Source organism: Persicobacter sp. CCB-QB2, assembly GCF_001274635.1.
Classification (GTDB): domain Bacteria; phylum Bacteroidota; class Bacteroidia; order Cytophagales; family Cyclobacteriaceae; genus Persicobacter; species Persicobacter diffluens.
Genome location: NZ_LBGV01000001.1, coordinates 3,490,885 through 3,517,300, shown reverse-complemented (window position 1 = coordinate 3,517,300; position 26,416 = coordinate 3,490,885). Strand labels below are relative to the sequence as shown.

Annotated in this window: 25 protein-coding genes; 12 read left to right on the top strand and 13 right to left on the bottom strand. The window is 42.8% G+C overall.

Features of this window, described 5'->3' with window-relative positions:
• Nucleotides 1-82: 82 nt before the first annotated feature.
• The 4 genes from NG22_RS15545 to NG22_RS15530 all read right to left on the bottom strand — a co-directional run bounded on the left by NG22_RS15545 (nucleotide 83) and on the right by NG22_RS15530 (nucleotide 3,371).
• On the bottom strand, nucleotides 83-967 hold the full coding sequence (locus NG22_RS15545; RefSeq protein ID WP_053406567.1) for a LysR family transcriptional regulator: 885 nt from the start codon (nucleotides 965-967) through the stop codon (nucleotides 83-85).
• 79 nt (nucleotides 968-1,046) lie between these two features.
• The gene (locus tag NG22_RS15540; protein ID WP_082305102.1) at nucleotides 1,047-2,153 is read right to left on the bottom strand and encodes an outer membrane beta-barrel protein; all 1,107 of its coding nucleotides are present in this window, start codon (nucleotides 2,151-2,153) and stop codon (nucleotides 1,047-1,049) included.
• A gap of 17 nt (nucleotides 2,154-2,170) precedes the next feature.
• Nucleotides 2,171-2,806, bottom strand: coding sequence for a hypothetical protein (locus NG22_RS15535; RefSeq protein ID WP_053406565.1), 636 nt, complete (start codon nucleotides 2,804-2,806; stop codon nucleotides 2,171-2,173).
• Complete coding sequence (locus NG22_RS15530) at nucleotides 2,793-3,371, bottom strand: RNA polymerase sigma factor (protein WP_053406564.1); 579 nt, start codon at nucleotides 3,369-3,371, stop codon at nucleotides 2,793-2,795. Before NG22_RS15530 ends, NG22_RS15535 begins: the two co-directional genes overlap by 14 nt.
• Nucleotides 3,372-3,877: 506 nt before the next feature.
• Between NG22_RS15530 and trxA the strand changes: the two genes are divergently transcribed.
• The gene (gene trxA / locus NG22_RS15525) at nucleotides 3,878-4,198 is read left to right on the top strand and encodes a thioredoxin (protein ID WP_053406563.1); all 321 of its coding nucleotides are present in this window, start codon (nucleotides 3,878-3,880) and stop codon (nucleotides 4,196-4,198) included.
• A gap of 783 nt (nucleotides 4,199-4,981) precedes the next feature.
• Nucleotides 4,982-5,788, top strand: a complete 807-nt coding sequence (locus NG22_RS15520; RefSeq protein WP_072159119.1) for a zinc-dependent peptidase — start codon at nucleotides 4,982-4,984, stop codon at nucleotides 5,786-5,788.
• A 326-nt stretch (nucleotides 5,789-6,114) separates the two neighbouring features.
• Here NG22_RS15520 and mdh read toward each other — a convergent pair whose 3' ends face one another.
• Nucleotides 6,115-7,047, bottom strand: a complete 933-nt coding sequence (mdh, locus tag NG22_RS15515; protein WP_053406562.1) for a malate dehydrogenase — start codon at nucleotides 7,045-7,047, stop codon at nucleotides 6,115-6,117.
• Between the two features lie 171 nt (nucleotides 7,048-7,218).
• Entirely contained in the window at nucleotides 7,219-7,422 is a 204-nt protein-coding gene (ccoS, locus tag NG22_RS15510) for a cbb3-type cytochrome oxidase assembly protein CcoS (protein ID WP_053406561.1), read from the bottom strand.
• Nucleotides 7,423-7,613: 191 nt separating this feature from the next.
• Here ccoS and NG22_RS15505 point away from each other — a divergent pair, with 191 nt between their 5' ends.
• Nucleotides 7,614-7,934, top strand: a complete 321-nt coding sequence (locus NG22_RS15505) for a hypothetical protein (protein ID WP_053406560.1) — start codon at nucleotides 7,614-7,616, stop codon at nucleotides 7,932-7,934.
• Nucleotides 7,935-7,958: 24 nt separating this feature from the next.
• Complete coding sequence (locus NG22_RS15500) at nucleotides 7,959-8,981, top strand: hypothetical protein (RefSeq protein WP_157601153.1); 1,023 nt, start codon at nucleotides 7,959-7,961, stop codon at nucleotides 8,979-8,981.
• Between the two features lie 465 nt (nucleotides 8,982-9,446).
• Here the strand turns inward: NG22_RS15500 and NG22_RS15495 are convergent, their stop codons facing one another.
• On the bottom strand, nucleotides 9,447-11,864 hold the full coding sequence (locus NG22_RS15495; protein WP_053406558.1) for a heavy metal translocating P-type ATPase metal-binding domain-containing protein: 2,418 nt from the start codon (nucleotides 11,862-11,864) through the stop codon (nucleotides 9,447-9,449).
• Nucleotides 11,865-12,067: 203 nt separating this feature from the next.
• Entirely contained in the window at nucleotides 12,068-12,517 is a 450-nt protein-coding gene (locus NG22_RS15490; RefSeq protein WP_157601151.1) for a hypothetical protein, read from the bottom strand.
• 178 nt (nucleotides 12,518-12,695) lie between these two features.
• Between NG22_RS15490 and NG22_RS15485 the strand changes: the two genes are divergently transcribed.
• Nucleotides 12,696-14,204: an SDR family oxidoreductase gene (locus NG22_RS15485; RefSeq protein ID WP_053406556.1), complete on the top strand. Its 1,509-nt coding sequence runs from the start codon at nucleotides 12,696-12,698 to the stop codon at nucleotides 14,202-14,204.
• Nucleotides 14,205-15,009: 805 nt separating this feature from the next.
• Here the strand turns inward: NG22_RS15485 and NG22_RS15480 are convergent.
• Nucleotides 15,010-16,158: a hypothetical protein gene (locus NG22_RS15480; protein WP_157601149.1), complete on the bottom strand. Its 1,149-nt coding sequence runs from the start codon at nucleotides 16,156-16,158 to the stop codon at nucleotides 15,010-15,012.
• 15 nt (nucleotides 16,159-16,173) lie between these two features.
• Entirely contained in the window at nucleotides 16,174-16,650 is a 477-nt protein-coding gene (locus NG22_RS15475) for a hypothetical protein (RefSeq protein ID WP_157601147.1), read from the bottom strand.
• A gap of 196 nt (nucleotides 16,651-16,846) precedes the next feature.
• Between NG22_RS15475 and tpiA the strand changes: the two genes are divergently transcribed.
• From tpiA to NG22_RS15445, 6 genes are all read left to right on the top strand, one after another.
• Nucleotides 16,847-17,614, top strand: coding sequence for a triose-phosphate isomerase (tpiA, locus tag NG22_RS15470; protein ID WP_053406553.1), 768 nt, complete (start codon nucleotides 16,847-16,849; stop codon nucleotides 17,612-17,614).
• Between the two features lie 365 nt (nucleotides 17,615-17,979).
• Entirely contained in the window at nucleotides 17,980-18,330 is a 351-nt protein-coding gene (locus tag NG22_RS15465; protein WP_053406552.1) for a DUF6150 family protein, read from the top strand.
• A gap of 33 nt (nucleotides 18,331-18,363) precedes the next feature.
• Entirely contained in the window at nucleotides 18,364-18,885 is a 522-nt protein-coding gene (locus tag NG22_RS15460; protein ID WP_216597632.1) for a GrpB family protein, read from the top strand.
• On the top strand, nucleotides 18,885-19,712 hold the full coding sequence (gene prmA / locus NG22_RS15455) for a 50S ribosomal protein L11 methyltransferase (protein ID WP_053406550.1): 828 nt from the start codon (nucleotides 18,885-18,887) through the stop codon (nucleotides 19,710-19,712). The genes NG22_RS15460 and prmA overlap by 1 nt, the downstream gene beginning before the upstream one ends.
• Before the next feature lie 281 nt (nucleotides 19,713-19,993).
• Nucleotides 19,994-21,331 (top strand): peptidoglycan DD-metalloendopeptidase family protein, encoded by a 1,338-nt coding sequence (locus NG22_RS15450; protein WP_082305144.1) that lies wholly within the window; start codon nucleotides 19,994-19,996, stop codon nucleotides 21,329-21,331.
• Nucleotides 21,332-21,475: 144 nt separating this feature from the next.
• Nucleotides 21,476-22,240 carry an OmpA family protein gene (locus tag NG22_RS15445; protein WP_053406548.1) on the top strand — a complete coding sequence of 255 codons (765 nt, stop codon included), beginning with the start codon at nucleotides 21,476-21,478 and terminating at the stop codon, nucleotides 22,238-22,240.
• 83 nt (nucleotides 22,241-22,323) lie between these two features.
• Here NG22_RS15445 and NG22_RS15440 read toward each other — a convergent pair whose 3' ends face one another.
• On the bottom strand, nucleotides 22,324-22,896 hold the full coding sequence (locus tag NG22_RS15440) for a hypothetical protein (RefSeq protein ID WP_053406547.1): 573 nt from the start codon (nucleotides 22,894-22,896) through the stop codon (nucleotides 22,324-22,326).
• 112 nt (nucleotides 22,897-23,008) lie between these two features.
• Complete coding sequence (locus NG22_RS15435; protein WP_053406546.1) at nucleotides 23,009-23,950, bottom strand: nitronate monooxygenase family protein; 942 nt, start codon at nucleotides 23,948-23,950, stop codon at nucleotides 23,009-23,011.
• A 261-nt stretch (nucleotides 23,951-24,211) separates the two neighbouring features.
• Between NG22_RS15435 and NG22_RS15430 the strand changes: the two genes are divergently transcribed.
• Complete coding sequence (locus tag NG22_RS15430) at nucleotides 24,212-26,002, top strand: chloride channel protein (RefSeq protein WP_053406545.1); 1,791 nt, start codon at nucleotides 24,212-24,214, stop codon at nucleotides 26,000-26,002.
• A gap of 75 nt (nucleotides 26,003-26,077) precedes the next feature.
• Here the strand turns inward: NG22_RS15430 and NG22_RS17870 are convergent, their stop codons facing one another.
• Nucleotides 26,078-26,350, bottom strand: a complete 273-nt coding sequence (locus NG22_RS17870; protein ID WP_157601145.1) for a hypothetical protein — start codon at nucleotides 26,348-26,350, stop codon at nucleotides 26,078-26,080.
• Between the last annotated feature and the right edge of the window lie 66 nt (nucleotides 26,351-26,416).

The following is a 26,416-nucleotide window of genomic DNA, read 5'->3' as shown; positions in this document are numbered from 1 at the left end:
GTTTTTGAAGTTCTACAGCACAAAGATGCCACTGATTAATGATGTGAAGTTATTCTAATCAGTGATGATTAATAACCCAAAGTTATGACTTTAGGCTTTTCAAAAATCGCTTCCCTAAGCCCGAAATATCCTTTTGATCATGACTGATGATATAAAATGGCCGCTGAATTAACCATTCCTGCTCATCAATCAGTTCCAGGCTTTCTTCCAACTCCCGCTGAATACTAAATTTGGGTAAAAAGGCACACACGTCTGACTGCGCAAGATAGGTTTTGATAGATTCTGTACTCCCCAATTGCATTTGGATATTCAAAGCCGAAAGCTTGTACCCTTTTTGATGCAGACAATGCTCCAGCACCTCCAGCGTACCGGATCCTGATTCCCGCAGCACCAGTGGCATCTCTTTCAAAACCTCCAGCCCATCTGCTTCCCAGCGTTTCTTCCACTGGCTCTTTTTCCGGCAAACCAAGACCAATTCGTCCTTTTTCCATGGCTCATATTTCACCCCATAATGAAAACTATCTCCTTCCGTAAAACCAAGGTCCACCTCTCCGGATCGCACCCACTGCTCTACCTCCTGAGTATTGCCACTTTCTAATGAAATCTGAACTCCCTGATGGCGGGCTTTAAATTGGGATAAATATGCCGGTAAAACATATTGCGCCAGCGTGGTACTGGCGCCTATCCTTAGGCGGCCGGAAAAGTCACCCTTTAGTGCCTGCATCTCAAATTCCAGTTGCTGATGTTTGTCTAAAAGCTCCAAAACATGTTGTAGCAGCAAGCTTCCGGCTTCTGTTAATTTCACCTTATTCCCCTGCCGTTCAAAAAGGGTGGTAGCCCAATGGTCTTCCAAAGCTTTGATGTGCTTAGAAACTGCTGGCTGACTGATAAAAAGGGCCTGAGCGGCAGCCGTAAAACTTTCCAGACGCGCCACGCGCTCAAAAACTCTCAAACGAAAATCAAACATAGTACTGAATTATTCCCGTCAAGATAAAAAAAAAGCCCTACCGCTGGTATGACTTTTTTGACTATAATTATTTTTCAGATTAAAATATCTGGAAGGTCATGCCTAAAGAGAAGGCGTTTAATTCCGGTGCGTGATCCGTTTGGAAGATCGGATTCAGATCATAATTCGCATAGAATTGTACTTCCTCCCATCCTAGCTGAAAGCGGACACCATATCGGAAATTATTCAAATAGAAATCAGAATGATTTTTAGGCTTATGAGTAGAACCATCAATCTTTTGTTTCACTTTGGTATAACCGCCTATTCTATAACCCGCATAAGCTCCGGCTCCGATGGTCATCCCTCTGTGTTTTGGACCGATCTTAAAGGTCGGCACCAATTTTACATTCACATAGGGAACGGTAAGTTTAGATTTGATGGAATTTATAGAAGGATCCGCCGTGTCAAATATTAAACGATCTTCCCCCTTCACCAAGCGGACATCATCATCCTGGAATTTGAAATTGTACCAGCTGATGTCACCGCCCATATCAAACCCAAAGTGGTTGGAAAGCATTAATAAATACCCTCCACCTAAAGAGACATACCAGGAACCCCACGGGCGAACATTATAAGGGGCATTTCCGGAGGGAGAACGGCCGTTTTCTAACCAATTATTCACCCCCAAATCCATTCCAAAATAACCGGAAGATCTTCTTCTGCTCTTTTTAAAGCTGGACTTGTATTTATTTCCCCAATACACCTCCATGCCTTCATCGGAGTCATATTTCATTCCATACTGTTTATCTCCTTCTGTATCCTCATCACTCAAATATTCCCCGGAGGAGTTGTATTTTCTTGCACGCTGACGAAAGGCATTGTCGGAGTGGTCCTCCAGGGGAGTATCAAAAGAAATCTCTCGCTCTTCTTCTCTGATGTAGGTATCATCTGATTTTTTGATCACAATTTTGGAATTCCCCACCGAGTCGGTTACCATCTCCATGTCTTCCAGAATTTTATTAATATCCAGCGCTTTTAGTTCCATCAAAGCCTCTTTGTCGGTGGCTTCAATCATAATATTCGCCCCAACATTGGTTTGTATCCGAAGGGTATCTCTTCCGTCGTCGTTAATAGGGGCGGCAGCCCAAAGCAGTGAAGGCAAAAGTATGGCCATCCACGTGCAAATCGCGTGTAGCATCTGATTCATGACTGTATAGGTTTCAATTATTTTGTTCTTATTCTGGAAAATTGTCTTGCTAAAAGTTTAGGTTCCTCCACCATTTTTTCCGTACCGGATTCAATAAAACCCTTTACCTTTTCCATGGTGGTTTGCTCATTAGGGACATAGGTGATGGTCACCTCTATCTTTCTTTTGGGGCGCACCGGCTTTTCCACCACCGCCTCCGCTAACAAAGGAGCGGCTTCCTCTGGAATTTCAAAAAATACCGGTATTTCCACCTTTTCAATATTTATCTGAGGTAAAGCTTTGGGTTCCGAAGTAAATGATTTCCCTTTGGAAGAAAGCATTTGCACCGGGCTAGAGCTTCTTTGAACCACCGTCACAGGTTCAATATCTGCCACCGGCAACTGATCCGCCACTTCCTCTTTTACTTGCTCCACTGGTTGATGTTCCTCCACCGCAAGCGGTGATTTCGGAACAGGAGAAAGCAAATCTCCATAAAAATATCCGGTGGCAAAAAAACCGAACAACAACAGCACTGCTGCCGCTACCTGCCAGTAGGCAAAAGCCCGTTTTTGCTGCTGGGGCAGCTGGCCGGCTATTTGCTCCCATGCATCCGGCGAGGGAACACTTTTATGCTGGGATAGTTTCTCCCTGAATTGACGGTCAAAAGCTTCCATTTTCCCTTATTTGATGGTGATCTGTTGATTTACACTTTTTTTGCAACATGGCTCTGGCTCTGCTGAGCTGTGATTTCGAGGTATTGACACTGATATTCAACTGCTCAGCAATTTCCTGATGGGAATACCCTTCAATCGCATAAAGGTTAAACACCGTCCGGTAGCCACTGGGCAGCTCCTGAATCATTTGGAGTAATGCCTCCGCATGCAGATTGGCGTCCGCCCCTTCCACCCATTCGTATTGATGAACTTCTTCCACCTCCACGAATAATTGCAAATGCTTATTTTTCCGCAAATACATCAATGATTCGTTCACCATGATTTTCCGTATCCACGCTTCGAGATCTCCCTCTCCCTTGAAGGAGTCTATTTTTTGAAACACTTTTAAAAATGCCTGCACCATGACGGATTCCGCCTCCATTTCATCGGCAATATATCGCCGACATACTGACAGCATTTTCGGCGCCGACTGTTCATAGAGCTTACGCTGCTGCAGCTGATCACCTTTACGGCAACCGTCGAGCATCCGCTCTTGATCAGATTTTGGTGATAGGCGAAAAAACATCAGTAAATTTCAGTCATATTTAAAAGGTGGTTCACTAGCTTGATGCAGCATTTCGGAAAGAGGTTGCATGGCCACAAAAAATTTAATGGAATTTTTTGTGGCAAGAAAAAAAGTGACTGACTAACAAGCCCTTAAGTTTGCTTTTTTTCCTATTTTCATTTTCACTCCTGCTCCTATCCATAAAATAATCAGAATATCATAAAAGCTACTTATATCCGCATTAGGAAAGAGTATCCGTAGCACCTTTAATTTTACAGCCTTTTTGGCAATATTTGGACTGTCAAAAATGACATCGCTTTCTGTCTAAGGTTGCGAATATTTTCTTTACAAAGTATTGAAATAGAACAATATGACATATCGACCGACTGTCTGCTATGGAACAGTTTGTGTAATAGAAGGTAGGAAAGCATTATAATCAGCAACTAAAATTGATATATTTGTGTACAATTTTAGGAATTGATTTCAAGATAAGGAATTTAAGTTCTAACCTAATTAATCATAAAACTATGGGTAAAGCATTAGAAATTACCGACGCAAACTTTCAGGAAATCATCAGTGGTGATCAGCCAGTATTGGTAGATTTTTGGGCAGAGTGGTGTGGACCATGTAAAATGATTGGTCCTGTTGTAGAAGAGTTAGCTGGTGAGTACGAAGGAAAAGCAGTGATCGCAAAAATGGATGTAGATGCTAACCAAGTAACTCCTGCGCAGTTCGGTATTCGTTCTATCCCAACTTTGTTGGTATTCAAGAATGGTGAAGTAGTAGACAAGCAAGTGGGTGTAGCCGCAAAAACTGCTTTGGCAGCGAAATTGGACGCTCAACTGTAATTCAGACTTCGACAAAAATTTAAAAGGAGCCACCTCAATTTGGGGTGGTTTTTTTGTGTCTGGGCAATGCCGAATTATTCACCTCCAGATTCAGAAAAACACCCCAACAAGCTCATTAGCAACATCAGGGCTTTTTCATAAAAAGCCTGATCGACCATTCAATCCATTATATTTAATAATCAATCGTTTCTTTTTCATTTTTTCTTGATAAAAAACGAAACAAAAAAATCGAGGCTTGTGATCAATGTCGGCGGGACAAAGAACCTGCTGACGGAATCCATCAAGGCGACATTTGGAGAAGGCCGGAAACTAGTGAAATATTGCTAAAATGTCGCTGTGATGCCTTCTTGTCGCCAGCAGAACCTTTGTCTATCCGCCCATTGATCAAGGCCGGACTGTTGATGTGGAAGATTTTTTACCATAAAGTCAACACTGTAGAAGATAGTAAGCTAACTCATAAACAAGCGCTCAAATCAAATAGACCCTCATTGGGAGCTAGATAATTCCTATTATTTGCCCATTTGTAGTTTTATGAAAAAGCCGTGTTAGCAACACACAGCAATTGACTTTTCTAATTTTCAAATAGTCCCAATTGGGCTATACTTGCTTTCTCCTCATTCATCTGCTTCGTTGGAAAAAACCTGAATTAGGAAAAACCCCTTCATTTTACCCCCCTAGCAGCTAAACAAGGGTTTATCCATGAATAATCCGGTTGAATTCATTACTTTTATACTTCAACATTTTAACTTTTTAATCTAATTTTTATCTAGACAATTCCATTCTATGTTGGTCACCATATTTATTATTCTTCTAATTATTTTTGCTGTTTATTGGGCATATCATCCCAATTTGAGGGAATTAAGAACAGAGGTCAAGGGTCGGTTGGGGAGCGCCCCCAAACTATCGGATGCTCAATTTCAGATACTAAAGCAGGAAGTGCCTTACTACCGGTGCCTTCGGGAAGGGCAGAAAGTGCATTTTAAAGAACGGGTAGAGCAATTTATTTACCTCAAGACCTTCATCCCCAGAGGGCTGGAACTTACCGATGAGATGGTGATCAAAATTTCCGCATCGGCCATTCAGCTCACCTTCGGATTCCCCAATATTTACTTTTCCCATTTTGAGAAAATTCTGATTTATCCCACGGCCTATTATTCCCGCATTACCCGACAGTACCATGCCGGAGAGGTGAGCCCTTTCGGGCATATTATTTTGTCATGGGAACACTTTGAGCGTGGAAATGCGGACCTGGGGGATGGCCGAAACACCGGCCTTCATGAAATGGCACATGCCTTTTGTCTGGAGAACAGCATTGCCAATGATGAATACCATTATTTAGGATGGAGAGTCTATGGTAAATATCAGGACATGGCTTTTGCCCAGATTGATAAAATTCGGAAGGGAAGGGATCAATTCTTTCGCCCCTATGCCGGCACCAATGATGATGAGTTTTTTGCCTGTGCGATTGAAGAGTTTTTTGAGCGTCCACATCAGTTTTATGCACACACCCCGGAGCTTTACGATATGATGTGCAAATTATTAAAACAGGATCCCAGAGAGGTGAATGCCTGTATGCTAGAGCAATCGTAAGCCGAATTATTCACCGCCATATTTATCGGATCATCACAAAGGATGTACCATCAATGCATTAAGGTTATTTTTGCTGATTTTCTAATCAACCCAAATTTGGACAATCTTGCTTTCTCCTCATTTAACTGCGGGGTTAGAAAAAACTCGAAACAGGAATAATTCCTTCATTTTTCCCACCTTGCAGCCAAACGAGAATTTAAACAGGAAGAATCAGGCTAAAATCTGATGACTAAAGCCATGATGTTTAGCTTCTATAAAATAAAACCCATAAAAAAGCCGTCCCGAAAAATCAGGACGGCTTTTTTTATATCAAAATTTGGCAAATATTAAGCTTCTACACTCAAAAGACCATTGGTTTTAGAAACACCCTCTGCAGAAGTATTCAATTTCGCTTTTTCAGCTTCTGAAAGCTCAATTTCCACTACTTTTTCAATACCGTTCTTACCAATCAATACTGGTACACCGATACAGATGTCATTCAAACCGTACTCGCCTTCCAAATAGGCAGAACATGGGAACATTTTCTTAGAATCCAATGCAATGGCACGAACCAATTCAGAAACTGCCGCACCCGGCGCATACCAGGCAGAAGTACCCAACAATTTCGTCAATGTTGCACCACCTACTTTCGTAGCTTCCACTACTTCAGCTGCTTTTTCCTCTGTTAAGAATTCAGCAACAGGTACACTGTTACGAGTAGCTTTCTCGATCAATGGAACCATTCCAACATCAGAGTGGCCACCAATTACCATCGCAGAAATATCAGACTGTGGACAGTCAATAGCTTCTGCCAAACGATACTTGAAACGAGCGCTATCCAAAGCACCACCCATACCGATCACACGATTCTTTGGCAAGCCAGTCGCTTTAGCGGCCAAATAAGTCATGGTATCCATTGGGTTGGAAACCACAATAAGGATCACATTTGGAGAGTACTTGATCAAGTTCTCAGAAACAGTCTTAACGATACCCGCGTTAATGCCGATCAACTCTTCACGAGTCATACCTGGCTTACGAGGAATACCAGAGGTAATTACTGCTACGTCGCTATTTGCAGTTTTGGAGTAATCGCCGGTAGTTCCGGTGATGGTAGAATCGAAACCGTTCAAAGAAGCAGTTTGCATCAAATCCATCGCTTTACCTTCAGCAAAACCTTCTTTGATGTCTACCAATACGATTTCATCAGCGAAATCTTTAATTGCGATATACTCTGCACAAGAAGCACCTACTGCTCCTGCACCAACAACTGTTACTTTCATGGATTTTTTATTTTAAGCTAAAAAATAAGTCCTTTCGTTTATAACAAATGTATCAAACGAGGGCCATTTATAAAAAATTGATGGGGTGATCTTCATCATCATTTCACCCTAAATAATCTCATTATTTCTACCTTTTTTGTTATCAATAATAAGAAAAAGATAATAATAACCCTAGTTTTTTGTTTGATCAGTATCTTGCTCCTCTGCCTGGGATGCTGGTTGCTTTTCTTCCGATTTCCTTTCCTCAAAAAGGATACGCACTCCGGGAGAGACGGTGTCTTCATATTGCCCGGATTTCACCGACCAGAAAAAGGCGGCAAGGAAAATGATCGCCACCAGAATACTGATGGAAATTAGAATAAAGATGACTGACATAAAAGAAAAGCTGACTGTTCACCATCGGACAGTACGAACAACCGTACGCTGAACGGCTTAATGTTTGTTTCCCTGAATTTAAAATAAAAAATGCCCTGTGTCAATCCCGAGGCCGATTTTATCATTTGTTCTCGCTTTGGCACAGGCTTTGGATTTATAGAAGAAAGATTTTACCATATAATTTTTCGACTATGCTATCTACGCTGTCCTACTTAACCTTTTGCCTGTTAGTCGCCATTTACGCTCAAAATAAAGGCAGATCTTCTTTGAAAGCTTTTTTAGTGTCCTTAATTTTTACTCCATTAGTGGGTTTTATCGTAGTTTTGCTCCTGGAGGAAAGCCTTTCGGTAAAAATTAACCGTTACCATTATGAACATGGCTGTAAAAGGCCATCGCTTACGGATAAAATCCGAAACCTGCAATTTCTAAAACAGGAAGGTGTTTTATCAGAACAAGAGTACCAACACCAAATTTCGAAGCTGAGAAAAAATTATTTTCACGCCAGCTACTAAAAAATATCAACCCTAACCTAATCTATGGAATTTAGTACCGCATTTTATTTAATAGCATGTTTTCTGGTGGCGTATTTCGCTACCACCAAAGGCCGCTCAGGGGTGAAAGCATTTTTACTTGCTCTTATTACCACACCGCTCATCGGTTTGCTTGTAGTGGCATTGCTGCGGGAGTCAAAACTGCGCAAAATGGAGATGCAGTTTGAAAGAGAAAGAGCTGCTCAGGACCCCTTACAAAATATGTCGGCCCGGGTTTCGGAATTGAAGGGCCTTAAGGATGACGGCATTATTTCAGAGGAAGAATATGATAACCGTATTCATCAGCTGAAGGAAAAATATGAGCAAAGCAAGGTAAGAGGACCTCTACCGGACAGCCTGCAGGAAAAGTATAAAAATGACATCCTTCGGGGCCGGATTGCAGCGGGCATCGTTTTACTGGGCATGTTGATCTATTTTGTGGCCACCAAACCCTGGGATAATATCAATTATAACTTCACCTCCATCTCCAGCCATAATGGCAACACGGTCACCAAAACCTATTCCAATAAAAAGGTGGCTGAAAATCCATACGGCGTGGCCGATACTTTCCAATTGTTACAGTGGAACCCACTGGGTTCCGGAAAGGTGGAAGCCCGCATTATGGTGGATCAAAACATTGGCTATGACACCCTGAAAGCCACTTTATTTGATGCTTTGATAAAGACCCAGGAAAAAGCCTATCAGGAGCAAAGAGGGCTGAATAAGGTGATTATTTTAGCTTATGCTGATGAGCGGGATGCCAATGGGCCCTTTACTTACGGACAGCTGGAGTGGACGCCGGATGAAGAAAAGCCTGCCCTGGAAGTCAAAGAAAAAGTAGGACGCCTGACCCCTGACAATGTACCTTCAGAGCAAGCCAAAAAAGTGTATTATGCTTTTGAAAAGCTCTACTGGGACTCCCATTATACAGAGGATAAAATTCCGACAAAACTGGCCAATGAATTCGGGCTCACGGAGGATGAAGTCCTCGATTATCACGATGAAGTCTTAGCATTTAAAAATTGGTAAAATCAACCCTCAAAAAAGGCCTCTTGCAAATCGCAGTAGGCCTTTTTTGTGCTAGGGCAGTAATTCCTTTACCCGAATTATTTCCCGCTAGATTTAGCAGATCACCTTAACCCGAATTATTCAACGGCGAGTTCATTAACTAACCACAAGTAGTTTATTTACAATTTATTTTCTTTGATTTATAATAGCCCAAATTTGGGCAGGCTTGCTTTCTCCTCATTCATCTGCTTCCTTGGAAAAAAATGAAATAGTAAAAATTCCTTCATTTTTCCCGCCTTGCAGCTAAACGAGGATTGAAGCATGAATATTCCGGGTTTACCGCCAACACTTCGAGTGAGGGATGGCGCGGGCCTGTTTGAGCTCCTCCCGGCGGGCACTGACTTTTTGTTGGTGATACCCCAGTGCCCGCCGGGAGAGCGAGCCGCAACAGCCCGACCGACGTCAGGAGGGCACTCCCAAAAAATTTTAAAAGCCCTTTCGCCAGGCCAACACCTTTACCGACAAGGTAGCAAATGCCACCACTGAAATACTGCTCAATGGCATCAGAATGGCTGCTATAACCGGGGTTAAAAGGCCGGAAACGGCAAAACTAATCCCCACAATATTGTAACAAAAGGAAATGGCAAAGGCACTGATGATGATTTTGCGGGCCGTTTGAGAAAAGGCGAAAAACTCATCGAGGCGATGTAATTGGCTTGAATCCAGGATGGCATCACAAGCCGGTGTGAAAGCGGAAATATCATCCGTCACGGCAATGCCAAAGTCAGCTGCCTGAAGAGCTACGGCATCATTCAGGCCATCACCCAGCATAGCGACTTTCTCACCCTCTTCCTGTCGTAGCATCACGTATGTTCTCTTCTTATCTGGATTTTGGTTAAACACCAGCGGCGTATTTTCGGGAAAATAAGCCTGAAGATTTTGCGCCTCAGCATTATTATCTCCCGACACCAGCGCCAATTTAAAGGTGGATTTCAGGCGATTGATCAGTGACTTCAACCCATCACGATATTGATTTTGAATCACAAAACATCCGCGATAAAACCCATCAATGGACAAATGAACGCTGGAAAACTGTACGCCCCGGGAGCCGGCATTTTCGGCTGAAACCAAAGCGGCACTCCCCATCCTGATTTCCCGACCTTCCACCTGAGCGATCAGCCCTTTGCCGGGCACTTCCTCAAATTGCGCTAAAAGGGGAAGTTTTACATCCGTTTCTAAATAATCGGCTACTTTTCGGCTTAGTGGATGGGTGGAGTTTTTGACTATGGCATTTACCCAAAGCTTTTCGGCCGGATTCAAAGGAGCGCCTTCAAAGCTTATTTTCCCCTTACCGGCATAAGTGATGGTGCCCGTTTTATCAAAAATAAGCTGGCTGATGCCTGCCATCAGTTCCACCCCAGCCGTATTTTTCAAATAGAAATGGTGCTTTCCAAACACCCCCAAAACTGCTGAAAGCGTAAAGGGTGTAGCGAGCGTCAGTGCGCAGGGACAAGCCACAATCAATACGGCAGTAAATGCATTCAGCACCCGGCTGCTATCCTCCCAGGCCCAATAAGCCGCCGCTATGGCAGAGATGGCCAACACCAAAATGGTAAAGTATTTACTGATTTGGTTGATCATGGAATGCTGATCCTGCTCGGTAGCCACCTTTCCGCCATCCTGATTCCAAAGTTGGGTCAGGTAACTTTGAGAAACCTTTTTCTTCACTATCAAATCAATGGAAGGCCCCACCTGTCGCCCTCCGGCATAGATTTTATCACCGGCCTTTTTCAACACCGGAACGGCCTCTCCGGTTACGAAGCTGTAATCAATATTGGCTTCGCCTGATACCAATATGCTATCAGCCGGAATAATTTCCTGATTCCGGACCATGATTTCATCCCCAATCTGAAGGTTGGCTACGGGCACTGGCTTCATCTCTCCTTCTTCTTTTCGATGGATGGCCAGTGGGAAATAGGATTTATAGTCGCGATCAAAAGACAGGGATTCATAGGATTTCGCCTGAAACCATTTTCCCGTCAGCAGGAAAAAAAGCAATCCGCCCAGAGAGTCGAAATAACCCGGGCCAAAATCAAAGACCACCTCCACCAGCGACCGAACAAATAAGGTCACGATCCCAATCGCAATGGGGACATCAATATTAATGTAACGGTGCTTAATGCCCTTGTAAGCGGAAAGGAAATAATCCGTACTGCAATAAAATACAATGGGCAGGGAAAGGAATACATTCAGCCAGGAAAAAAAACGACGGTACTCATCATCCCAGCCGCCATCAAAACCAAAATATTCCGGAAAGCTCAACAGCATGATATTGCCGAAGCAAAAAGCGGCCACCCCGATCTTCAGGAAAAGCGTCCTGTTGGGCGATGGCTTTTTTTTCTGGTCATTTTCTTCCAATGAAATATGAGGCTCATAGCCCAGCGAAGCCAAAGTCTCCACTACCTCACGTAAGGATATCGATTCGTTGAGAAACTCAATTAAGACCTGCTTTTTGCTAAAATTCACCCGCGACTGCCGGATCCCATCTTTGAGCTTGTAGAGATTTTCCAGCAACCAAATGCAGGAAGAACAATGGATGGCGGGCAAAAATAAACGCACGCGGCTCATCCGGCCATCCGTAAAATCCAACAACTTTTCCTGGATCTCAGCATTGTCCAAATAACTGAAACGATCTGCAAAATCCCGGTTATTTAGATTAATACCCGGGCTTTGCTCCAATTCATAATAATCACAAAGATCATTTTCCTTGAGAATATCATAAACCATCTGGCAGCCCTTACAACAGAAGTCCTTATCGTCATACTGTAAGCGCTCTTCCTCGCAAGGATTGCCACAATGGTAGCACTGCTGTTCTGCTATGGTATTTGAAGATTGATTGCTCATAAAATGCCACCCTTCACAGGTCAAAAAATGGGTATCTCTCCCTTAGGTTATTTTTTAAATGAGCTCCTTTCATTCGAAAAGAATGAAAAAAGGGCCCGCCGGCAGGTCAATACTGGGAAGGCAAATTACAAAAAAAAGGAGCAAGACCCTTCAAAGTCATGCTCCTGCCTGCGATAAATCTTCATTTATTGCCTATTTCAATATTATTGTGCCCACCGACGACTAAATACTTTACCGTATCGGATCGCATTCATGACCGCCCGGGATAAGGTTTTCGAGCTCAGCATATTTTTGAGTACATATTCATGAATCCCCTTGGCGACTACCGTCCATCTGTTGGTGTTTTTCACCAGCGTAATGGGTACATGTTTCAGGTACTGATCTTCCTGCATCAAATCGGATAGGTTTCGAATCCGATCTGATTCCAGGTTATCGTCCACCACGATGCAATCCGGTTTGAATGCATTGGCTTTTCGAATCGCATCCTGCTCATCAAAGCTTACTTCCAGCTGATAGTGGTGGTCCTTGCTTGCCTTTAACAGATCATAAAGCTGTCCCAGCTCTATGGGATTATTCCCCAACATCAATACCCGCAGGGGGCTACTATCGGGGGAAAAATTAAAGGACTTGGGTAAAGTCGAGGATATTGCCATGGGAAATGGGTTAGGATTGTTGATAGTAATAATTTAACGAAAAAATGACAGTCTCAACTGAAAAAATCCGGCTCATTTTATCAAAATTCCGCCGCTTTCCAACGTTAATACTCTACATAAAGTATGCTTAACCATATTACTTACTGAATCAGGGCACCGATCACCTTCCTCCTTAATTATGAAAATATTACTTACCGGCGCAAACGGCTACATTGGACGACGACTTTTACCCGTTTTAGTACATGAAGGACATCATGTTTTTTGCATCGTTAGGGATAAAAGCAGAATTCAATTGGAAGAGGACTGGCACGGAAAAGTCGAATTAATCGAAATGGACCTTTTGAAAGTCAGCCAACGGCAACACTTACCCCGGGAGCTCGATGCCGCCTTCTATCTGGTGCATTCCATGGGCCAAAGCTATTCGGATTTCAAAACCCTGGAGCAACAAGCTGCGGAGCATTTTTTGGAATTACTGAACACCACCAATTGTCAGCAAATCATTTACCTCAGTGGCATCGCCAACGATAAGCGATTATCCAAACACCTGAGTTCGCGGGCTGCGGTGGAGTCCTGTTTTCTTGGCAGCCGCATACCGACTACCGTCCTTCGGGCACCGATCATCATTGGCTCCGGCAGTGCTTCCTTTGAAATTATCCGGGATTTGGTGGAAAAATTACCGGTGATGGTAACACCCAAGTGGTTAAAAACCAAATGTCAGCCCATCGCCATTCGAAATGTGATCCAGTATTTAAGCGGGGTACTTCTTAAAGAAGAAACTTATCAAAAAATTTATGATATCGGAGGACCGGAAGTATTAACCTATAAGGAAATGCTATTGCAATATGCCAAAATTCGTGGACTGAAAAGGTGGATCATTACACTGCCGGTGTTAACTCCCCGCTTATCTTCCTGGTGGCTCTATTTTGTAACTTCTACCTCTTTTTCTTTGGCACGAAGCCTGGTGGATTCCATGAAAAACGAAGTAATTGTTCACCTTAAAGGAATAGAACAGGTGGTTCCTCAGGAATTATTCTCTTATCAAAAAGCCTTGGAGTTAGCCTTTGTAAAGATTGAACAGAATGAGGTGGTCAGCAGCTGGAAAGATGCTTATTCGGAATCCAATTTCAAAGCCTATCAGCATGCCTATATCAAGATCCCACAACACGGTTGTTTTACCGATGTGCGAAAAATTCCCTTTGATCGGGAGCGGGAAGAAGTTTTGGAAAATATCTGGAGTATCGGAGGGGAAAGAGGATGGTACAAATGGGATTTCCTTTGGCAAATTCGCGGCATTATGGATAAAATGGTCGGTGGGGTAGGCCTCCGTAGAGGCAGGCGAAGTCCGAATCAACTGATTCCCGGTGATGCCCTTGATTTTTGGAGGGTATTAGTCGCTGACCGGGAACAGGGCCGCCTCTTGCTTTATGCGGAAATGAAACTTCCGGGAGAAGCCTGGCTGGAATTTAAAGTAACGCCCAACCCAGACAAAGAAATATCGGAATGGCTGTTAGTACAAAATGCGACCTTTCGACCCATTGGCTTAAAGGGAAGGGCTTATTGGTGGTCCGTATTTCCTTTTCATGCCTTTATTTTCCAGGGCATGGCTGAAAACCTTACCATAGCCCCGAATATCCGGCTTGCAGAACAAGCGAAGGCGTTTCACGATGTTTCACATAAAGGGAAGTGAAAATAAGCTTTTTGTTTTAAGCGAATTACAATTGTTCCACGACGTTCCATGGAAAACTGAAATTTCCCCCCAAATTCCTGCTGATGTTTTTTTCTCCCTAGGGCGAAAGGGTGTTTTTAACCCGAATTATACCTGCTTAAATACTCGTTTAGCTATAAGGCGGAGAACATGAAGGAATTTTTCCTATTTCGAGTTTTTTCCAAGGAAGCAGATGAAGAAGGAGCAAGCAAGCTTACCCAAATCTCGGCTATTGAGAACTAAAGAAAATTAATTGAAATTTTTTTGACAATGAGATCAGCGGTGAATCATTCGGGTTAAGCCGGAATTCATTAACGAAAATCAGAAGTATGGCAGAGGTGATACCGGATTATCCCGGATTAGGGAGAGAAAAGGCTTCCTGTTATTGAAAATTGATCGAAAACCCTTCCAAGGGTTCTTAGGCTGGAATGAGTGGGCAATAATCATGCTTAGTTTGGTCGGCATTTTTTGCGGATTCAAAACTGGCCGTAACACTCCGAGATCCTTTCCTTATTTTCTGTAGGTAGAGGAGTGTTTCACATTGTTCCACAGACTAAACCAAGAAATTAACCTTCTGAATAACAGCAGCCCCAATTGTTTCACAGCTGTTTCACGAACAATTTTATGGTAGTTCCCTTTTGGTGCTGTTCAAATAAATCAGGATCCAAAGATTAGGATTTCCCCAAATATTCCACAGCGTTTCACAAAAAAACACCTGTGAATCGCGCTCTGAATATCAATTCTTTATAGCGTTTCACAGGTGTTTCACAAACAGTTAAGCCGTCTTTTACAATTTATAAGCTTTCTTAAGATTATTAATGTGGTTGATCAGGGCCTCCTGCCATGTTTCATCCGCATCCCATTGCTCCCCCAGATAAATGGCATCATTCACCGTAGATCGCATATACCACTTATACACTGGCGCATTCACCGGGATCGTTCTGAATACTGCCCCTCCATCTTTAGGCTTCACGGTAATCAATTCCGTTTCACTCAAATCTACTTCATAGTTCAATAATCGCTGAACGCTGTGCCCAGAGGAATAAATGGGCTCCAGAATCATCAAAACGCCCTGCTTTCTCAGGTCTTTAAACTTGGCCGGATCATAATCGATCAACTCATATTTAAAAGGGTACTGTTTCATCAGACGCCCAAGCTCATCATTGGCTTTATCAATCTGTGCATTAATTTCCTTGGCCTGCTTTACCAAATTCTTATTGATCATACCACCAGGAGGAGAGGCCGGAACCGGAATTTTACGAAATTTCACCACTCCAATTTTATCGCTTTTCAGATTAATGGAATAGCTGGTGTAACGCTTTGCTTTGAACAGTTCCACATCCTCAAAAAATTCAGGCTGATCATTAATCAGGTTATTTTCCTTAGGCTGATCCGCTCTGGCTGCTGCCTTGCCCAATTTTTTCATGATGGCCGCCAAATCTTTATTTTGATCCATCCAGGCAAGCTGCCCGTCTTTTGTCAGGGACAGTTTTCCATTAAAGGAGGTGACCACTACCACATTCCTTAAAGAAGGCTTCTTCTTAATTTTTAACTCGACCTTGGAAAGAAACACAATATTGGAAATTCTTCTGCTTCTCCACTCCTGCACAAAAGCGGCTGTCACATCTTCATTGGCCATCACATCATCATAATAGAAATAGCCTACCGCATCAATTCCGGCTTTCTTTAACCCTTTATGCGCTTCTTTTGCTAAGCTCTTCCAGTCCCCACGCTCAGAGCTACCATTCCCCACCGGAGGCACAGAAACCAAAACCACGGAACGGGAGGAAAGGGCATCATCCGGTAGCTGATTACCAAAATTTAAAAAACGAATGCCGGTGGCGGCATTTAGGTTGTCAATGTCATCATCCTGCGCTAAGGCTGGGGTGGCTAAAAAAGCCAACATCACCAATAAGAATGGGATCAATTTTTTCATGCTGGGTATTTTCATTTATTCGTTTACATAATTTGCATCTTCCGTCTTGGTGCTATCGCTCAAATCCACGAACATATTTTCATCCATGATCAGCCGCATATGGCCTCCTCCCTTGATGTCCATATTGAAATCAACATAGCGCCCCTGAAGATCGGGGTATATTTTATTGGACATCTTCCCGGACACATTCCGATCCTGATTGTCCTTACCGGTAAAAAACATATTGTCCTTGTCCTTTCCGATTACCTGTTTTCGATCAAAAATGAAGATGATCGGCTTACTGCCATCAAACTTTAGGGTAAAAATGGCGCCTTTCAGCGTTGCCTCTCCACCCATCGAGGTCATCGGTTTATCATTTAAACTGATTTGGCGAACCAAAAAACTTCTGTCTTCCCACTGGCGATGGCGCTCCTCTTGTGCCTGCGCCTCTACACCTCCAATCACCAATAAACATAACAAGCAACACCATTGAAATAGGGGATTTCGCTTCATAAACATTAGAATTTTCTAAATATCAACCGGGTCTCAAGGTAGGAAAGATCATTCCAATATAAAATTTTCAAGGCTTTCAATTTAATTCGCTATAAAGGGCGAAAAAGTACCACATAGATCATAAGTTTGACTTCCTAAAGTTTCTATCTTTGCTATCCGATTTTGAATCAAACTTTAATACAATATATCTACGATCATGAGAAATAAAATCGTTGCTGGTAACTGGAAGATGAACAAAACCCTGGAAGAGGGTAAAATCTTAGCATCTGAAGTAGTAAATATGGCTGCTGATGAGGCACCATCAGATGTAACTGTTATCATGGGTACACCTGCAATCCACATGGATGCTGTAGGTAAATTGGTAAAAGATGCTGCAAATGTAGCGATCGCTGCTCAGGATTGTAGCGCACACGAAGCAGGAGCTTACACTGGTGAGATCTCTGTTTCTCAAATCAAATCTGTAGGTGCTGAGTACGTGATCTTGGGTCACTCTGAGCGTCGTGAGTACCACAATGAGTCTAATGAGTTGTTGGCGGCTAAAGTGGACACTGCATTGGCGGCTGATTTGAAGCCAATCTTCTGTTGTGGTGAGGCTTTGGAAACTCGTGAGCAAGGTGATGATGTCGCTTACAAATTCGTTTGCGATCAGTTGACTGCTTCTTTATTCCACTTGTCTGCTGAAGTAATGACTAACTTTATCATCGCTTACGAACCAATCTGGGCGATCGGTACTGGTAAAACTGCTTCTGCTGAGCAAGCACAATTAATGCACGCTGAGATCCGTAAGCACATCGCGGCTAAATACGGTCAGGAAGTTGCTGATTCTGTATCTATCCTTTACGGTGGATCTTGTAAGCCATCTAACGCGAACGAAATCTTCGCTGGCGCGGACGTTGATGGTGGTTTGATCGGTGGTGCTTCTTTGGCATCTCGTGACTTCATCGATATCGTAAAGTCTTTCTAATCTGAAAGATTCAACATATTGCAAGGCACGGCCAATTCTGGTCGTGCTTTTTTTTGCCCTTATTTTCCGTCCAAAAATACATTTTACCCAAAAGATACCTGTTTAAACCCCTGTTTAGCTGCAAGGCGGAAAAATGAAGGAATAGTCTTCCATTTGGCGTTTTTTCCAAGGAAGCAAATGAATGATGAGGAGGCAAGCGTAGCCCAATTAGGGCTATAAAAATTCAAAGCAAAATACCTGAGTGGAATGGTTGGTGAGAGATTTAAGCTGGTTCACTAAATTCAGAGGTGAATCATTCGGGTTAGGTCTTCATTTGTATTATTTCTATCTTTACCGACTAATCGTTCGCTTTATCATCTTATCTCATGAATTCATTTAAAGCCTTTTTTCTCAGCCTCGGAGTGCTGCTTATTTTTAGTGCGACAGAATCCGTGGCTCAATATGTAAATCCCTGTCAGCTGATGGGCAAAGTTTTTGAGGTGGAAGACGAACGATTTGCCCAATACTTAGTCTATGAAGAAGAATATGAGAGCTCGGCAGATTTAGTCGTTTTTGAAGAAGACAACTGGCTATATTGTACAAAACCGGGCATGTGGTGTTTTGTGGACGAACAAAAGGGCGCACATTTTAATGTCGCTTTTGTAGAGGAAAGAAGCAGAGCCCACTTCACCGTTTTCTTCACGGACGCGGAAAGCTTTGCCGGCTGTAATCGATAATCAATTATTATTGACTGTATCAAAATGAGTACAATGCTTGTAAAAGTAGTACCCCATGAAGACCATTGGGCATCAGATTTTGAAGAAATATCGGGCTTGCTGCACGAAAAAATAGGCGAGGGTATTGTAAATATTCATCATATCGGCAGTACTTCCATCCCCGGACTAGCCGCCAAGCCTGTGATTGACATCATGTTAGAGGTTTCCTCTCTGGAAGTAATAGATCAACAAAATGCTGCTTTTGAAGCTTTAGGCTTTGTGACCAAAGGAGAAAATGGGATCTCCCGCCGGCGATATTTTGAAAAAGGTGGCTATCACCGCAGCCATCAGATTCATGCTTTCCCTGCAGGTGATGAGCACGTGGAGCGACATTTGGCTTTTCGGGATTATTTAAGAACCTTTCCCGAAGTACGGGATGCTTACGGCGCACTGAAAATAAAAGTGGCCAAATCCTGCCAAAATGATATAGAGAAATACTGCGATGGCAAAGATGCTTTCATTCAGCATCATGAAGCCCTGGCATTGGAATGGAATAAAAAGCATAATATAGATTAATGGAATTTGTAGAAATTAAAGTCAACTGTACGCCGGAATTCGGAGATATTCTTCAGGCGGAATTGGCAGAAGCCGGATTCAGTTCTTTTTTGGACAATGAAAAAGGATTTGATGGCTGGGCAGAAGTAGATGCTTACGAGGCGGAAGCGACTAAGGAAGTAATGGCGCGATATGCCGCTATGACGGAGCTTTCTTATGAAGTGGTAGAAGTAGAAAAGCAAAACTGGAATGAGGAGTGGGAGAAAAACTACGAGCCGATTTTCATTGGAGACCAAGTAGCCATTCATGCAGATTTCCATCAGCTGGAGAAAGATTTTCCTTATAAGATTGCCATCAACCCGAAGATGTCTTTCGGAACGGGGCACCACCAGACTACCCGCTTAATGATTCAGAATATGCTGAACATTGACCACCAACAGAAACGGGTTTTGGATGCTGGAACCGGAACAGGAATTCTGGCCATTATGGCGCAATTATTAGGCGCAGCCGAAGTAGAATCCTATGATATTGACGAATGGTGTGTAGAAAACTCCAAAGAAAACTACGCATTGAATAATATGGAGATTCCGGTTCATCAGGGTACTATAGCGGAGATGAATTTCGAAAAGCCTTTCGATATTCTTATCGCCAATATCAACCGAAATGTATTGGTACATGAAATGAAAGACTATGTGGCCAATATGGTAGCCGGAGGGCACCTGTTGTTGAGCGGCTTTTATGAGGAAGATATAGCCATTATTGAAGAAGTAACCGCTCCACTCGGTTTGGAAAAACAATCCTTTATTAAAGAGGGAGACTGGGTTTCGGTACATTTTATTCTGAAATAAAAATCCGTTTCGGAGCATAACATACTAAAGGGAGGCTTGAGAAGCCTCTTTTTTTTACCCCTACTTTTCTTTCCCTATTTTAAAGCCTTTACCTAAAAAACTCCTTCAACCCCATTATATTCCAAACACTTAGGAAATCATGGTGCAATATTTGTTAATTTTCGTTAAAGTTGGCGTTTTCAAGCATTTGATTGAAAATACCTTTAAATTTACCGACTTGTAATTTGAGAAAAATCAAAGCTACATTCAAAAATAGACTAATCGCGCAGAACACCCGGGGAATGAAAATTAAAGCAATCGGCATCATATTACTTTTGGGAATGATAGGGGCAGGCTTCACCCTTTTCTATCGTCACTACGAATATCAGACAGACTTTCATACGAACAGCAAAGAATTAACAGATTCAATTAGTCTGACGATCGATACCATCGCGTATGAACAAAAATTATATGAGCTTCCTGTAGAAGATAAAATTGTCATAACGGACAAAATCAAACCCAATCAGCGACTGTCGGAAATCCTACTCCCCCACAATATTGAATACAAATACATCCACGAATTAGCTGAAAAAAGCAAGACCGTATTTGATGTTAGAAAATTAGCTTTCAACCATCAATATACCCTGATCTGTAAAGAAGATTCACTGCAAACTGTGGAGCAAATGATTTACGAAATAGATCCGGTAGACTATGTGGTCTTCAACCTCAAAGATTCGGTGAGTGTATACCGGGGTGCTAAACCAGTGGAAATCGTCGAAAAGCATTTAACCGGCACCATTGATTATTCCCTGTACCAAACCATGATGGATGAAGGAGCCTCTCCGCTGCTTTCACATGAATTATCGGAGATTTTTGCCTGGCAGGTGGACTTTTTCCACATTCAAAAAGGTGATCGTTTCAAAATTATCTATCAGGAAAAGCAGGTGGATGGTCATCCGGTAGGCATCGCCAATATTGACGGAGCTTATTTCCAGCATGCCGGCAATGATTATTGGGCTGTTTTCTATCAGCAGGGGGAAAAAGATTCCTATTTTGATGAAGAAGGGAATTCCCTCAGAAAGGCATTCTTAAAAGCGCCCTTAAAATACAGCCGTATCAGTTCCAGCTTTAGCCGACGCAGGTTCCACCCGGTACAAAAAAGATGGAAATCCCATCTGGGTACGGATTATGCCGCCCCAACCGGAACGCCGATTATGTCCGTGGGGGATGGTGTCATTCAAGAGGCACAATACAAGCGATACAACGGAAATTATGTTAAGGTTCGTCATAATGGCACTTTTACCACCCAATATCTGCACATGTCAAAAATTGCCAAAGGCATCCGGCCCGGCGTAAGAGTAAAACAAGGGCAGGTAATTGGTTATGTAGGAAGTACCGGCCTGGCTACGGGCCCGCATTGTTGTTTCAGATTCTGGAAAAACGGACAACAGGTAGACCCCAGAAGACAAAAAATTCCTTCCGCCAAGCCCATTGATGAAAGCGAAAAAGAAAACTATTTCGCCGCAAGAGATGCGATGATGGCCCGCCTGAATGCGCTAAGCTTTCAGCATCATTTGCCGAAAAATCTGTTTGAAGAAGTAGAAGGGATTTGTATCGAAGAACTTCCCTATAACCTGTAATATTTCAAAGCCCCATTTCGATAATACTATCAAGCTGGGGCTTTTTTGTGTGAATTTCTCTCACAACCAATGTAATAAATATATATTTTTCAATATATTTTATAGATTTGCAATGACCTAACATTAACCTTAACCTTTACACTATTGCGATTCTTAAAGCTCATCTTCCTTGTCTTCAGCCTGCTTTTCATAGGCGACTACTGCTATGGGCAAAGTTTTCATCGTAAAAGTATACGACACAAACAAAAACGTTATTCCTCCAAAAAGCAGTGTAAGAAAGGACGTAAGAAAAAGCCAGAAAAGTTAGAGGCCAAAAAAAGTCGATCAGGTAAGAAATTAGCCCATCCTTCCGAAAAAGCCGATTATCAGGTCACTGTGGTATCTACGCCAGTGAGCCCTCCCAAAAGTAATGTTATCACGACTCCTCCACCGCTTAAACCCGAGCCATTAGAAAATAAGCCGGCTTTGGCAGAGGTGAAAGAACGTATTTTACCCAAACCGATCAATGAAGAGCACGCTCGTGTCCGGAAGATGATTGATGAGCGGGAAAAGAATGGGAAAACACCTGAAGAAATGGTGGAGTCTCTCTATTTTATCACCGGACAGGATGAATTTGCCTATGTCAATTTTGACCCTTTCCTAATCGCGGTAGAGTATGCGCTCCGGGGAGGAATTGTACTGGTAGAGGGACATACTGACAGTATTGGGAAAGAAGAGGACAACCTGCAACTGTCCATGAAAAGGGTGCGGCAAATAGAGCGCCTGATGAAAGACATTGGGGTAAATGAAGACCAAATTTCTGTGATTGGTTATGGAGAAAGTATGCCTCAATATGACAACAATACCGAAGAGGGCAGACAAAAAAACAGAAGGGTGGACTTTAAAATCTTTATGCCAGAAAATAAATAAAAAAATGGAGGCCCCGTCATGGCCTCCCTAAAATATCAAATCCAATATTTCCACATATTTGGCATTTGAGATAGCTATATCTTTTAAACTTCAATTGATTTTCGTAATCCACTCAATTCAAAATGAGTCAGCTTCCGAATGTCCATCCATTGTCGATAACCAAAAAACAATCCTCCAGCCACCACTACGGACGAAAGCAGGTATATTCCCAGGGATAACATGAAAGACTGCTCTTGCCCCCAAAGCATTTCCCCGCTAAAAAAAATGATCGCTATTAAAGCAAAATACGCGGGAATGAAAGATTTTGAGGCATTCCATATTTTTGAAGTCAGCGGAACTTCTGCCTGCTGTGCCATATTTTTTTCAAATTGGGTTCTGATCATGCTGATCACTTCCAAAGCGGCCTCTGCAGAAGGGGCATGAAACCCTTGCTCCTCACCCCCTGAATTTAAACTAAAAAAGCGCGAACCTTCCACCCACTCAATGATTAACTGGCTTTTCAGTTCAAACTTATCTTTAATTCCTTCAAGGGAAATTTTGCTTTCCCCCTCATCAGTTAGCTTATTTTTTGAAAAACAAAAATAGTGAGGCGTTAAATAAAAATAATACGCCCGTCCCCCTTGCGTAAAGGCAAGTTGGTGAAGTATAGTTTCCATGTTTGATTGTTGATCTGTAGAGAAAAAACTTAGCTACGTCAAAAGGATTCTCAAATTCAAAAAATAACTCCCTAAAAGCAGACTGCATTTTCCTCTTTATTAAAAAATTACCCTATAAATTAGCTAATTTTAATTTTTCCTGCAAAAATTCTTCCCACAGATCTTTCAAAATTTTAGCCGCTGGTGCCACTTCCTTTATCATGGCGACCACTTGCCCAATTTCCAACTCACCTTCCGAAAGCGCCCCTTCGAACATCCCTTTTTTAGCCCTTCCTTTGCCCAGATGCCCCCTGAGTTCTTCCGCACTTGCTCCGGCAATTTCCATTTCCTTTATCTGCTGATAGAAATCATTCTTCAATAAACGCACCGGTGTGGCTTTCTTTAACACCAACTCTGTTGCGCCTTCTCCGGCCTCTACCAATAAAGATTTGAAATGGTCGTGGGCCGAAGATTCTGCCGCTGCAGCAAATAAAGAGCCCACCTGAACCGCATCAGCCCCCAAAGCCATGGCTGCCAAAACAGCACGGCCCGAACCAATGCCTCCAGCCGCAATCACAGGGATTTGTACGGCATCCGCCACCATCGGAATCAGGCAAAGTGTCGTCGTCTCTTCCCGCCCATTATGACCGCCGGCTTCAAAACCCTCCGCGACAATAGCATCCACTCCGGCAGCCTCTGCCTTTAAAGCGAACTTCACACTGGAAACCACATGAACCACTTTTATGCCCGCTTCTTTTAATTTCGGCGTCCAGCTTTTAGGATTACCAGCCGAAGTGAAAACAATGGGCACCTCCTGCTGGATAATAACATCCATCAGCCGGTCAATCTCCGGGTATAATAAAGGTACATTGACCGCAAATGGTTTATCAGTGTCGGCTTTTAAGGATTGGATATGGTGCATCAGCACCTCAGGATGCATCGATCCTGCTCCGATAATTCCCAATCCACCGGCCTTACTTACGGCTGCGGCTAGTCGCCAGCCACTGCACCATACCATCCCTGCCTGAATGATGGGAATTTCAATATCAAACAATTGACACACGCTGTTTTTCATATCTGAATTTCTAAATGGATTAAAAAAAATTTCATTAGCTTCCCTTTTTATGAAAGCAAAATTGAATCAAACTTAAATTAGCGAAAAAAAATCCTTAACTAGGACACAATAAATCGTCTAAAAACTTGATGATAAGCCTTTTTTTTACGACAATCGCCTCCCCAAAAGCTCGGATTAGCTATATTTATCTTGCTATAGGCAAAAAAAATATAATTCCGGAAAATGAAATTTTAAATTGTAATAATCGGTCTTTCAATTAGTATGAAAAAGTTGTTGAGATTGTTTTTATTTTGGCGCGTAAAGCACATTAATAATAAAAACTTCACAATTATTCTTAGTGGTATCGTCGGAATCCTGGCAGGTTTAAGTGCCATATTATTGAAAGAAACTGTTCATACCGTTCAGCATTTTTTACAGGGAGACCACAGCGAATTATCGGATACGCCTTACTACATTCTCTTCCCTATTATCGGGATCATGATTACGGTTTTTATCTCTAGATACATCATGAAAGAGCGGGTTGGGCATGGCATCTCGGATGTTTTGTTTAATATTTCCCAAAAATCCGCTATTATGGCGCGGGGGAAAATGTGGTCCCGGATGTTGCTCTCGGCCATTACGGTTGGCTTCGGTGGTTCTGTTGGACTGGAGGCCCCAATTGTGGTAACGGGATCCGCCATCGGATCCAATATGGCGACCATGATGCATTTAGATTATAATCGTCGAAGCATGTTGATTGGCTGTGGTTCTGCAGCGGCCATTGCCGCCATCTTTAACTCGCCTATTGCCGGGGTGATTTTCGCCATCGAAGTCATTCTTTCTGATATTTCAGTATCTGCCTTTATCCCTTTACTGATCGCCTCATCGGCCGGTGCTTTGACCAGCCTTGCCTTTGGCAGTAATGAATTACTGTTCTCCTTTAAGCAAATTGATGAATTCCATGCCACTGATGCTTTTTGGTTTGTGGGTTTAGGAATTTTCTGCGCCTTTGTTTCCTTATATTTTACACGGATCTCTTATATCGTGGAACCCAAAATTAAGGAAATTAAAAATTACCTGCTCAGGGGGCTGGTCGGCGGTTTAATATTGGCCGTCATTATCGTCATCTTCCCATCCATCTATGGGGAAGGCTATGAGACCATCAAAGCGCTATTGAATGGCCGGGGACATGAAGTATTTAATTTTGCGGGTATTTTCTTCGAACGTTCCGAAACTAATGTATACTTATTAGTATCCATGCTGGCCGGTATTATTCTCCTAAAGCCGGTGGCGACCTCTCTTACCATTGGCTCCGGAGGTTGCGGTGGTATATTTGCCCCTTCTTTATTCCTGGGAGGAATTTCCGGTTTTCTATTTGCTACCGTGATTAACCTGATCATCGGGGATCGCATTTGCAGCCCTATCAATTTTGCCTTGGTAGGCATGGCCGGTGTAATGAGTGGGGTACTTCACGCTCCTTTAATGGGAATATTCCTGATTGCTGAGATTACGGGTGGCTACACCCTAATGGTGCCCCTAATGTTGGTCTCCGCTATTAGTTATTTCGTTATCATGGCTTTTGAGCCCCATTCCATTTACACTAAAAAACTGATCGAAAGAGGGCAGATCTTCCAGGATGACCGCGACGGACAGGTGCTGAACTCCATCAATATGAATAAGCTCATAGAAACCGACCTGCTCAAAGTCCTGCCCACGGCCACTATTGAAGACATGATTCCATTGGTAAAAGCCTCAAAAAGGAATATTTTCCCGGTGGTGAATGAGCAGGGAGAGTTAAAAGGCATCGTGACGCTGGATGATATTCGGGAGCTGATGTTTGATGACAACAAGCGGACGGAAATTGTAGTGAAAACCATTATGCACAAGCCCCATGCGGAGGTTTACCCGGATGAACATATGCGTAATGTGATGACGAAATTCCAGCGGACGGGTGACTGGAACCTACCGGTGATTGACAAAGAAAATGGAAATCAATACCTGGGTTTTGTTTCCAAAGCCAGAATTTTCAATGCTTATCGTTCCAATCTTCAACGACAGCAACATAAAGTATAAGGCAGAAAAAAGGCTATCCCGATTGGATAGCCTTTTTTTAATCAATTCATTTACGTAGCACTTATGCAAACGCCCTTAGTCCTTCAGGGTTTCAATTTCTGTCAATTTATCTGAAGCCTCTTTAATTTCTTTTAATTTAAGCGCATTATGAATACTCAGACAGGGCACATAAACTTCGCTGGCAGTGAGCAATGCCGCCTGCGCCAATTTCTCCCGCATAACTTCCAGAGGACGCAGTGCTTCTTCAATCCGCTCTATTAACTCTACTTTCTGCTCAAGATCCCGAATACTTATCCGCCCTGGAATAGCCTCAGGCTGTAATTTGGCCTTTATCAGAGCTTCTTTCACAAAATCTACCGTTCCTTCCCCATGGCGGGTAAATTGGCTCTTTGATGCCGGTGTAATAGCTCTGAA